The following is a 10,626-nucleotide window of genomic DNA, read 5'->3' as shown; positions in this document are numbered from 1 at the left end:
GCCGGCACAATCAAGGCGCGCTGGGTGTGCGAGCAGGGCCACCAGCAGTTGAAGGAGGAACTGGGCCTCGACCACTTCGAGGGCCGCTCCTGGACCGGCCTGCACCGGCACGCGCTGATGACGTGCATCGCCTGCGCCTACCTGCAGCACCTGCGCCTGGCTGGGCCCGACCGGACGGATGGGGAAAAAAAAGGTGGCCGGCCTACCGGGACCGCCACCGTCTCCGACCCTGCCCGCCGTGCGGCAGGCCATCATCGGCCGCCTGTTCGTCGGTCTCATCCCACCGGTGCGATGCCCGCACTGTCGCCGCCGCTTCCGGCTACCGTCTGACCTCAAAGTGCCCAGGTAGTGCTAGAGGCTGTTATGAATCTGTGGCGAGTTGAGCGGCCTGTCTGAGCATAAGGCAGACGAAAGCGACGAGGTGGAGGTCTGCCAGGGTGCTTGCATAGCGCTCGTAATCTTTGACGAGCCTGCGGAAGCGGGTCGCCCAGGCAAAGGAGCGTTCGACGACCCAGCGGCGGGGCAGGAGCACGAAGCCGCGCTTGGCCTCAGGCAACTTCACCACCTCCAGTTCGATGCCGTGCTCGTGGGCTGCCGCGGCCGGCTTCTCACCTGTGTAGCCCTGATCGACGAAAGCGACCTCGACGCTCTCGCCCGTGGCCGCCTGCACGGCCTTGGCCAGCCGGCCGACCTGAGCCCGATCATCGGCATCGGCGGGCGTGACGTGCAGCGCCAGGAGATGGCCGAGGGTATCCACCGCCATGTGCAGCTTCGAGCCCCTCTTGCGCTTGGCTCCATCGTAGCCGGCCCGCTCGCCACTCTCGGGTGAGGAGCGCAAGGTCCGGCTGTCGAGCACGGCCGCGCTCGGCTCCGGTGAACGACCGGCCGCCATGCGCAGTACCGCACGCAGATCCTCGGCCAGTTGCTCGAAACAGCCGGCCGCCAGCCAGCGCTGGGCCTGCTGATACACGGCAAACCAGGGCGGCAGGTCGTGGGGCATCAGCCGCCACGGGCAGCCGCTCCTGACCACGTAGCGCAGCCCGTTGAACACCTCGCGCAACGCGTGCTCACGCTGACCGGCATCTTCACGCAGCAGCGTCAGGTAGGGCGCAACCAGCGCCCACTCCTCATCGGAAACATCGGACGGATACGGCTTGCGGGTCGGGCTCATCCCCGCTCATCTGAGCATCAGCCCGACCCAGGTCCATAACAGCCTCTAGGTGTTCGGATTGTTCGGTTTGCCGCCTCTTTTTCAGGTGTACGGGTTGTACTGCTTTGTCCATTTTGGACACCCTGCATGCTATCGGCCGGGAGGAACCAAGCGACTGCCGCGCGCACCCGCGATGCGGCTTCCAAAACCCCAAGGGGGTGGCGGATTAACACCCCCTCTGCCGGAGTTTCATCACGGCAGCCGCATTGTCGGGACGCCGGTATCCGGGTCCACCGACTCGACGCGCGGTCCGCCGGGGTCCATGGCGCCGAGAGCATCTTCTAGAGCGAAGTTGCAGACCGTCGCCAGCAACATGCCGTCATCTGTCGGCAGGACGCGCAGCAGCGTCCGCATCAGCTCGGCCATGGCGATATCCCGCACCGTAGCTCCGATCGTGTCGAGGCCAGGGCGCTCCCGCGCGTAGGCTGAAACGACGTTCCCGGCGATGACATGCGCCGCAGCTTGAGCATCGTACCCCGACATCTGTTCGACCTCCTATCCGAGACCCGCGCGGATCGCGGCATTGGATATGCGGACCATGCGGCTGACCTCGCGGCGCAGCTCGACCATCTCGGCCGTGTGCAGCCCGGTCCGATAGGAGCCGTTCCGCTCACCCTTCGGAGCCCCGATCCCATTGGCCCCGCCGTGCATCCGGCATCGCTTCTTCCCCCTCACGGCCGGTGACATACACGGGGTCCCGGCCCGCGTCTTGGCGCAGCATCGAGGGATCAGCCTGAAGGGCAAGGGCTGCCGGTCCAGTGAGGGCGGGTGCATGGGGTTGGCCGGCATTTTCGAGGCGGCCCCCTCCGGTCCCTCCCGGTCCCCCGGTGACGTTGCCAACGATGGCTTGGCCGCTCGAGTAGACATGGACATGCTCAACTGTAACCTTCTGTGCGCCGCCGCGGCGGATCTTGGCGAGAGCTTCAAGCTGCGTCGTGTAGGTTCGCAGCATCTTGGTCGCGAGGGTGCCGAACCGCTCAAGGTGCTCGGGAGTAGTCGCGCACTTGGCCTTGGACAGCATGTCCATCGCGAGCGAGTGGGTGCCGAGCATCTGCACGGCCAGCATGGTCTCCGCCTCGTTCTCCGGGGCGATACCGGCAACGGCCGCGATGCCAGCGTTGATCTGTTCCTGGCCCGGCATCTTCTCACCGGGGTTGCGCATGACTTCCCCGACCTGTCCGCCCATCCGGTTGGCGAACTCAGACGAGACGGTGCCGAAGGTGGCGCGGTGCACGACCTCGTACCCGCCCCAATCGTTGTGCGGCACGTCTATCGTGATGTCGCCGCCCTCGATCTTCTTGACCTCATAGGTGAGGGGTTGGGTCCGGCCGCGGCAGTAGATTTTCGCCCGTTCGATCGCGACGCGCTCCTGCGCATTGGGCTCGCGCTTCGGCTCAGGCACCTTCGCCTTTGGCTTGCACTTGGTCATCGGCAACCCTTCAAGTCACGGAGACGGGCTGGGGGTGGGGCGGTAGGGGCATGCGAAGGCAGACGACGACCTAAGGCGCAGTGCGATAATGTGAGACCATCCTCAATATAATGGATTGCGTTTTACCGCGCGACGACAGATTGTGCTGTTCTATCAAAAATCAGGTGGGCCGTGGATAACAACGCAGAAACAATCGAGGGTCAAGTGCTCGATTTCCTTGATCTGACGACGGCCATCGTCTCAGCCTACGTGTCGAAAAACTCTGTCAGACCGGGTGATATGCCGGACCTACTCGCTAGCGTGCACGCTGCGCTCACAGGGCTCGGCCGGGGTGCTCCGGCTGAAGCACCAACGCCCCAGAAACTGACCCCTGCTCAGATCCGCAAGTCCATCACCCCAGATGCGCTGATCAGCTTCATCGACGGCAAGCCGTACAAGACGCTAAAGCGCCACCTCACCGGCGCCGGTCTGACGATAGAGCAGTACCGAGAGCGCTTCGGTTTGCCGCGGGATTATCCTTCAACCGCTGCCAGTTATTCCGAAGCACGCTCAGCACTCGCCAAAAGCTTTGGCTTGGGACAGCAGCGCAAGAAGGCTGCTCCGAAGCCCGCTCAGCCGGTCGACACGGTCTCCGACAAGCCGAAGCGTGCTGCTGGTCGTCCGCGTAAGGCCAAGGAGGCTGCTGAGGGATAGTAGCAAGGCGCTACGGATCTTTCCGGCTCCGATCCCCCTTCCCCCTGTATCGCAGCGGTTGAGCGCCCTCGCGCTCCTGCCTGCGAGCGCGCCGGTTGCCGTGTTCTCCCCGTTCACGCGCGGCCGGCGCGTTCCGCACGTTCATAAGTAAGACCTGTCTCTAGGCTTAGATCGTCGGGCCAAAATGGTTGACTCAGTCTACTGAGGGAAACGTTTCTGCTCACGTGTGCGTTACTGGCGTTCTTCGACACGGAGAGCCCGATGCGTCAGCGCACTGTCATCACAGCCATTCCATTCATGCTGCTCTTCGCAGGCCCAGCCTTCGCACAAGCTCCAGCGGCAACACCGCCGACAGCGACTGCCCCTGGTGCGTCTGGCGTCGCTGCACCGCAGCCCGGTTCAACGGGTGCCCCGGCCACTGTGACGGGAACTCCGACCGGCCAGCCCGCTGACACCGTGACGAACAACTCTGCGGCTGGTGGGAACGCCGGCCAGCCGGAGCGGCCCCTGCCCCAGGGTGGCGGTGGCGGTAAGTGAGCCGATCGCGGCGCTGACAAAGGTTGAGACGATCGTCATCTCTCGGCCCTGATTGCCAAATGCGTAGGATCTGCGACCCTTAAGCCTTCGGGCGGGTCGCTGGTCCGCGCGACGGCTCAGCATCACGGGGAGCGGCAAGGCCATGGCTGAGACGGAAAAGCCATCAGGTGTAAGCGTAGTGCCGCCGACGGTGCCGATCCGGAACGTCAACGTGCCGAACCCGACGACCGGCAGCGAACCCGAAAGCAAGGACCCAGTCAAAGAGGCAGAGAGCAAGCCCGACGATCCGAACGAGGCGGCCAAGGATGGACTGGCTTGACCATGCGCCGCTCGCTCGCGCTCGTCGCTGCTCTGGTCAGCGTCGCCTACCTTCCTGCCGCAGGACACGCGCAGAGCACAGCTGAGCGGCCTCGGCAGCCTGCGTCGGGCACGACAGCGACCGGCGAGGGGGCAGCATCAGCCATCGATCCGGCGGTACTCGATCGATGCCGACAGCAGGCCGACACTCAAAAGCTCAAGAATGGGCCCGAACGGAAAGCGTTCATGGGGACCTGCGTCACGCCCGAGGATTGAGGCTTAGCACTCTCGGTGATTGGTGGCAGTGAGTTGGCCCTGCTCACCAATCCTCACACTGGCACCCTCGCGGCCTTGCGCTACACCGTGTGCGTCGCTCCGGCCCCAGGCCGAACGGCACAGGGCCGAACCACGTCGTCACGGGATCCGGCCCGCATCAGCGCCTGCGCACACGCTCCATCCATACGGGCATACGCCAATGGCCGCTGATGTCGGCTGGGCCGCCAATTTCTCAATCGGCGACTGAACCAACCCGCATGGGCACGGTTGCCCAGGGATCGGATCAGATGCTCCACCGGAGTACCTGCCAAGCTCGCCACCTCGGCGCAGCACCGATCTAGGAGCATCCTCATGTTCTACTTCGACAAGCGCCTGCAGTACCCGGTCAAAGTCGAGAACCCCGACCCGATCTTCGCCCGCATGCTCCAGCAGGCGATCGGTGGCATCGAGGGCGAGATCCGCGTCTGCATGCAGTACTTCTTCCAGGCCTGGGGCGCCCGCGGCCCGACGACGAAGTACCGTGACATGCTCCTGCACACCGCCACTGAGGAGATGGGCCACGTCGAAATGCTGGCCACCGCCGTCGCGCTGAACCTGGAAAAGGCCCCGACCAGCCTTCAAGAAGAGGGTGCTGCTGATGGTGTCGTCGGCGCCGTGATGGGCGGTGGCAGCGCGCGCCACACCATCGAGGGCATGCTCCACCGGCACCTGCTGTCGACCGGCATGGCCGCCTTCCCAGCCAACTGCGAGGGCGTGCCCTTCGACATGAGCCACATCTACGCCAGCGGCAACCTCGCTGCTGACATGTACTGCAACGTCGCTGCTGAAAGCACAGGGCGTGTCCTGGCTGTGCGCCTCTACAACGCTGCGCATGATGCCGGCATGAAGGACATGCTGCACTTCATGATCGCTCGCGACACGATGCACCAGCAGCAGTGGTTGGCTGTGCTTGAGGAGATGGGTGGCCACGAGGGCACGCTGCCGATCCCGAACTCCTTCCCGCAGGAGAAGGAGGACCAGAAGAACAACTACAACTTCTACGCAACGGCGCACGATGGCTCGGCGCCCGCCGAAGGCCGTTGGACCAGTGGCCCGTCGATCGATGGCAAGGGCCAGTTCAGCGTGTTCCAGAACAAGCCGATGGGCGAGGAGCCGGTGCTCGGTCCGGCACGGCCGGACAGTGCGGCTGAGACCCAGCAGATCGGCTGAGGTACGAACTTCCCGCCCCATCTGCAGTATGCAACCTATATTAGGCTTGAGCGTGAGATGGGGCGGGTTTGCAGTGAGTGATGTTGAGGGTGAGATCGTCGGCGACAGGATCCAGCTCAGGCGCAGCGACCAGGCGAAGCGACCTCTGGTGCAGCGCCTAAACCGGATCGAAGGTCAGATCCGCGGACTTCGCGGGATGATCGAAGATGACCGCTACTGCCTGGACGAAATCCAGCAGATCACAGCCCTCACCGCGGCCCTGCGGGAGGTGGCTGTGTTAATTATCGGCGAGCATGTATCAGCAGGTCTACGGGTCGCGGCCAAGCCTGGTGCTGACCGGGAGACGGCCCTCGCAGACATGATCCGCGTGCTGCGTGTCGGTATGCAGTATAAGCTGTGAGCGAAGGCTGCGCGCGTCAGCAGTCGCCGCATCCACACCCTTACGATCCTGCGCTACACCGCACCCGTCGTTCCGGCTGAACGGCATAGGGCCAAGCCACGTCATCACGGGATCCGACCCACACCCCTACTCCGTTCGCATCGTCACCGATCCGTCGTCGGGATCGACGGCATTAACGAGCGGCCCAAGCGCGCCGATGATCGCCAGCTCGCCAAGACCCCGATTGCAGGCGTCCGCGAGCTGGTTGCTGTCGTCGGTCGGCATGATCCGGAGCAGCGCGACCATGATTGCGGTGATGGCGGCGTCACGGGCCATCGGCGTATCTCGAAGGGGTGACGCCGGATCGCGAACGACCGCTGAGACGACGTTCTCGGCAATGACCTGCGCGGCTTGTTCGAGGTTGGGCCCGACCATCACGACCTCCTACAAGAACCCCAAGTCGCTGTGCCCTTCGAAAGCGTTGGCTCGGCGAATGTACCCGACCACCGCCCTCGGATCCCGGTGGCTAGACGATCATCTTTCCTTTGTGGCCGCGACCTGGCCCAGGCTTTCGCTTATGCTCCTTCGGAGGGTTCTCGCCCACGCGTACTGGCGTTTCACCTTCGCCCAGCACCGACATGACCACGGCACGAAAGTCGTTGCACAACCGCGGCTCTACGGCCTCGCAAGCGCGCGGGCAGACCCCACGCCAAGCGTCCCGGTCGACGCGCGCAGAGCGGTGTCGGTCGGACACGACGACGCTGAACGACAACCCGCAGTGCGGGCAACATACCGGCACGAAACGCATGACCAGCCCCGGATGGACCGAAAGAAACGCCCCGGAGGTGGCATCCGTCTATCAGGTCGTATTCAAAATGCGATCGATCACACGACCTGCGGCCGGGCGTCGGCAGTGATCGGGCCTACCGGGCGCCAGACGTTGCGGCGTAGGCCGAGCTGCTCAAGTCGGTCGAGCAGCCACCACTCGATCCGGGTGCGCCAGCGGGCGAGGCCGGTCAGCGACCATATGTCGAAGCCGGCGAGCGGCAGGAACGGGTTGTGCCGATCGTAGGCCCAGACCTCGATGCGGACCGCTGGCCGCAGGGACGGCCCCCGGGCGTGGAAGCCCACCGTGTCGCCCACCACCAACGTATTGCCCGGAACCGCGAAGGCCACTGGGTCGGCGTAGCCCATCCGCTTCAGCTCGGCAGGGCTCGCCCGGAACGAGCCGCGGCCACTTAGGCGGTCGAGGCCGCTGGCCGCGTTGATCGCGGTGCGCCGCTCCCAAGCGAGTCGACGCTTGGTCAGCCGGTGCGAGCCCGGCACGTAGGTGATCTGTGCCAGCCAAAGCGGCGACATGAGAGTGCTGCGAATGGTTCGAGCGATCGACATTGTTGCTGGCCCTTAGATCTCGCAAACCAGCCCTTCCAATGCCGGCCGTCTCCAAGACAGCAATCAAGCAAGGCAAAATCTGGACGCGGCTAACGAGACCGATGCCGAAAGTGTTCGCGCGGAAGTTATGAGTAGGTCGTTTCTCCGGTCCTGTTGCCGCGGTGTGACGAGCCTCGCGGCGCGGGGTTAGTCACTCGGATCGGTACGGGGTGTTCACAAGAACTCGCTCCCCGAGTGTCCCTTGAAGGCGTTGGCCCGGCGGATGTAGCCGAGCACCGTCCGGGGATCCCGGTGGCCCGACTGGTTCATGCTGGCGAGCGCCATGTTAAACCCCCAGGAACTTCGCTGAGCTCTCAGACGGTCGCGCGTGCAGATACCGCCCCGTCGTCGCCACCGAGGCGTGCCCCAACGTGGCCTGCACGAGATGGATCGGCGCCCCGCGATCGAGGCTATGCGAGGCGTGCGCGTGCCGGAGCCAGTGCGCCGAGACCTCGCCCGGCAGCCCTGCCCTGGCGGCCGCGGCCTTCACCACCCGATGGACTGCGCTCGGGTCGAGCGCCCCGCCCTTCCGCGATAGGAACACCGGCGCCTCGACCGACCAGTTGGTAGACTTTGCCGCTTGATCGTCGCGGAGCGCCATCAGCACCTTCCACGTCGCGGCCGACAGCAGCACCGCCCGCGTCTTGCCGCCCTTGCCGAACACTGTCGTTTGCCCGGCCGAGTCGCGAGCTGCGAGATCCCGCCAGCGCAGGCCGCACACCTCCGAGATGCGCAGGCCGCCGCCGTACAGCACCGTCAGCAGCACGCGGTTTCGCAGGACCGGCTCTTGCCGGATCATCAACAGCGCGTCGGCTTCCGCCATGATGCGCTCGGCCAGGGTGTTCTTGATCGGCGGCACCTTCACAGCCGCGCCGATGTTGAAGCGCAGGAACCCGATCTCCTGCGCGAAGGCAAACAGGCTCTTGAGCGCCGCGGCCGTCAGCGCCACCGTCGCGGAGGATCCCGGCCGGGCCGCGATGTACTCCTGCAGCTCGCCCATCCGCACGGCGCCGAGCGGCTTGTCGATAGACGCCATGAATTGACGAGCCTCGCGCTCATAGTTCCGGCGCGTGTTCGGGCTTGATGATCTGGCGAGCCACAGCCGGACCATCTGCGCGTCGTCGTCGGCCTGCGCGGGTGGCAGCGCCTCGACGGGATCGGCGATTGGGACGAGGGCGGTGCTCATGGCAGAGGCTCGCCATAACCCTCCAGAACACGGCCAGCCAGAAGGCAGGCGTCGATCCAGAATTGAGCAGCCTCACGGGTGGGGAACCGCCGCTCGACCCCTGACACGCTGACAACCCACGGCGCGCCGGGCTGCGATTGGGTTGGTCCTATGATCACCACGCCCGCCTCCTTCGGCCCGATCAAAACTCCGACGCAAGATAAGCGTTCTTGTCTTGCGTTCGGGGGTGTGCAGGATCGAGGCTGTCTCCGCAAGCCTGCACCCACGTCAGTCAGCAGTTGCGTGCTTACGTAATGACGTAGCCACGCACCCAAGCGGATGCGTCACGGCGTTAGCCGCCCTCGCGATCGAGGTACGCGATCAAGGCCGCTTCGATCACTTCCTGATGGCTGGCGTCCCGGTCGAAGGCGAACCGACGGAGCCGCTGATACCGAGGTTCGGACAGGCGCAGCGTGAGCGACTTTGTGCGCGGCTCCGCGTCGGTTCCCGACCGAGACGACGAGGCGGGCGGCGGCGGGGCAGGCGCGGGAGCCAAAGCGGGTGTAGCTGGTGGAGCGGCGGCCGGGCTCGACGCCTCGCCCCGCTGCGGCACGTCTGACGGCCGGGGCGCACCCTTCGCCTGGATCAGCCCGTCGAGGGACGGCGGTTGCTTGCCTGCCATGTTCAGCGCCCAACCTTTACCTTGCCTGCGTCCTTACGCAGTTGCGTCATTACGTACTCAAGCACTTCCTTAACCTCGCGCGCCGCGGCCGTTTCAGGCTCGAACTCCGTCACGGCCTTGCCTGTGATCGCGGCCGTCGGGAAGTCGGTGCGATCGTGGACGACGGTCGGGGCGAGCTTCCCATGCTTTGCCAGCGCCATCACGGCTTGCATCTGCAGCCGAGTCCGCGGCTTGGCCTGCGTGAGCACGAACACGAATGGGCAGCCGGCATCCTCAATCAGCGCCAGGGTGTCGCCCACCGCGTCGAGATCGTCAGGAGAGGGGCGCACCGGCACCACCGCAAGGCTGGCGTGTCCGAGCAGGGTCCGCAACTCCGGCCGGACCGACGGTGGGGTGTCCACGAACAGGTACTCTATGCCGGCCGCGGCGAGCTGATCGGCGCCGGCCCGGAAGTCCGCCACATCGAACCGGACCAACGCCGGCTGCTGATCCTCCCGCCGGTTCCACCAGCTCGTGAGCGAGCCTTGTGGATCCGTGTCGAGGAGCGCCGTCGCGTGCCCGGCCTGATGGGTTGCCACCGCGAGGCTGCGCATGAGCGAAGTTTTTCCGGCGCCACCCTTTTGGCTCGCGACCACTACAACGTACATCCGTACCTCATTGCGTGCTTACGTAATGACGTAGACACGTCAGTCCGTAGTTCCTTGCGTCAAGCTCTGGCTGACCGGTTAACGGCCAATTACCATGTCCATACGTCTATGCCATCAACCGCGGTGCGGTCGGGATGTGCAGAGCCGGGCGAGCCGTGACAATATAGCCGCCCGGCCAGCCTCGCGCGATGTCACTTCGGAACGCGCCGCCAGGTAGGCCCACGGCGGTTCGGGTCAGGTTTTCGCGCCTCTGCTCCCTGCACTCCATGCTCCTGCAGCCATCGGTCCATGGCGTCCTCATCGAGATCGCCTGCTCCCGGGCCTGGGAGTCCGCTCAACCGATCCAAGGCGAAGTCGATAGCCCTCCGGTCCCATCGGTGCGTACCCGGGAGCGAAGGTGGCAACCTGCCGATGCTGACCCATTGCCGGAAGCCGCCTGGCGTTAGCCCACAGTAGGCCGCGGCGTCCGCGATAGTCAGGCAGCGCGGCTCGAGCGCTATGGGCTCCCGCGGCTGTCTCGGTCGCTTCGGCATGCCCCTCTCCGGCGATGGTCTTCGGCGCCGATACGCCTCAAGATGGCCGGCGAGGCTATCGAGGATCGGCCGGTATCGCTCACCGTAGCGCTCCACGACATAGGCCATGTGGACGACCTCGCGCTCAATCTCGGCGAT

The 10,626-nt window shown here is 65.3% G+C and carries 13 protein-coding genes and 1 pseudogene; 6 read left to right on the top strand and 8 right to left on the bottom strand.

The features are described 5' to 3' along the window. Positions 1 to 330: pseudogene (locus tag BLQ49_RS27475) on the top strand (IS701 family transposase); the annotation flags it as partial. 31 nt (positions 331 to 361) lie between these two features. Here the strand turns inward: BLQ49_RS27475 and BLQ49_RS27470 are convergent. From BLQ49_RS27470 to BLQ49_RS29940, 4 genes are all read right to left on the bottom strand, one after another. Further along, positions 362 to 1,171 carry an IS5 family transposase gene (locus BLQ49_RS27470; RefSeq protein ID WP_091722492.1) on the bottom strand — a complete coding sequence of 270 codons (810 nt, stop codon included), beginning with the start codon at positions 1,169 to 1,171 and terminating at the stop codon, positions 362 to 364. Between the two features lie 231 nt (positions 1,172 to 1,402). Next, positions 1,403 to 1,693 (bottom strand): hypothetical protein, encoded by a 291-nt coding sequence (locus BLQ49_RS27465; protein WP_091722489.1) that lies wholly within the window; start codon positions 1,691 to 1,693, stop codon positions 1,403 to 1,405. 12 nt (positions 1,694 to 1,705) lie between these two features. Next, positions 1,706 to 1,897: a hypothetical protein gene (locus tag BLQ49_RS30675; protein ID WP_280141008.1), complete on the bottom strand. Its 192-nt coding sequence runs from the start codon at positions 1,895 to 1,897 to the stop codon at positions 1,706 to 1,708. After that, complete coding sequence (locus BLQ49_RS29940) at positions 1,821 to 2,639, bottom strand: hypothetical protein (protein ID WP_167627806.1); 819 nt, start codon at positions 2,637 to 2,639, stop codon at positions 1,821 to 1,823. Before BLQ49_RS29940 ends, BLQ49_RS30675 begins: the two co-directional genes overlap by 77 nt. 171 nt (positions 2,640 to 2,810) lie before the next feature. On the opposite strand from BLQ49_RS29940, the gene BLQ49_RS27450 reads away from it, so the two are divergent. The 5 genes from BLQ49_RS27450 to BLQ49_RS27435 all read left to right on the top strand — a co-directional run bounded on the left by BLQ49_RS27450 (position 2,811) and on the right by BLQ49_RS27435 (position 6,051). Then, positions 2,811 to 3,332, top strand: a complete 522-nt coding sequence (locus tag BLQ49_RS27450) for a Ros/MucR family transcriptional regulator (protein ID WP_091722480.1) — start codon at positions 2,811 to 2,813, stop codon at positions 3,330 to 3,332. A gap of 679 nt (positions 3,333 to 4,011) precedes the next feature. Next, entirely contained in the window at positions 4,012 to 4,188 is a 177-nt protein-coding gene (locus BLQ49_RS29935) for a hypothetical protein (protein ID WP_167627805.1), read from the top strand. 2 nt (positions 4,189 to 4,190) lie between these two features. Continuing rightward, the gene (locus tag BLQ49_RS29350) at positions 4,191 to 4,442 is read left to right on the top strand and encodes a PsiF family protein (protein WP_425284037.1); all 252 of its coding nucleotides are present in this window, start codon (positions 4,191 to 4,193) and stop codon (positions 4,440 to 4,442) included. 351 nt (positions 4,443 to 4,793) lie between these two features. Next, the gene (locus BLQ49_RS27440; RefSeq protein WP_091722474.1) at positions 4,794 to 5,651 is read left to right on the top strand and encodes a manganese catalase family protein; all 858 of its coding nucleotides are present in this window, start codon (positions 4,794 to 4,796) and stop codon (positions 5,649 to 5,651) included. A gap of 145 nt (positions 5,652 to 5,796) precedes the next feature. Next, entirely contained in the window at positions 5,797 to 6,051 is a 255-nt protein-coding gene (locus BLQ49_RS27435; protein WP_425284036.1) for a metal-sensitive transcriptional regulator, read from the top strand. A 126-nt stretch (positions 6,052 to 6,177) separates the two neighbouring features. Here the strand turns inward: BLQ49_RS27435 and BLQ49_RS27430 are convergent, their stop codons facing one another. From BLQ49_RS27430 to BLQ49_RS27405, 4 genes are all read right to left on the bottom strand, one after another. Next, positions 6,178 to 6,465, bottom strand: coding sequence for a hypothetical protein (locus BLQ49_RS27430; protein WP_091722468.1), 288 nt, complete (start codon positions 6,463 to 6,465; stop codon positions 6,178 to 6,180). A gap of 450 nt (positions 6,466 to 6,915) precedes the next feature. Continuing rightward, the gene (locus BLQ49_RS27425; protein ID WP_091722465.1) at positions 6,916 to 7,389 is read right to left on the bottom strand and encodes a hypothetical protein; all 474 of its coding nucleotides are present in this window, start codon (positions 7,387 to 7,389) and stop codon (positions 6,916 to 6,918) included. 358 nt (positions 7,390 to 7,747) lie between these two features. Next, positions 7,748 to 8,647 (bottom strand): tyrosine-type recombinase/integrase, encoded by a 900-nt coding sequence (locus BLQ49_RS27415; protein WP_091722462.1) that lies wholly within the window; start codon positions 8,645 to 8,647, stop codon positions 7,748 to 7,750. Positions 8,648 to 9,310: 663 nt separating this feature from the next. After that, on the bottom strand, positions 9,311 to 9,955 hold the full coding sequence (locus BLQ49_RS27405) for a ParA family protein (RefSeq protein ID WP_091722457.1): 645 nt from the start codon (positions 9,953 to 9,955) through the stop codon (positions 9,311 to 9,313). Positions 9,956 to 10,626 lie beyond the last annotated feature (671 nt).

Source organism: Methylobacterium phyllostachyos (assembly GCF_900103445.1).
In the GTDB taxonomy this organism is placed as follows: Bacteria; Pseudomonadota; Alphaproteobacteria; order Rhizobiales; family Beijerinckiaceae; genus Methylobacterium; species Methylobacterium phyllostachyos.
Note: the sequence above shows the minus strand (reverse complement) of the source record. Positions and strands in the feature narration are given on the sequence as shown.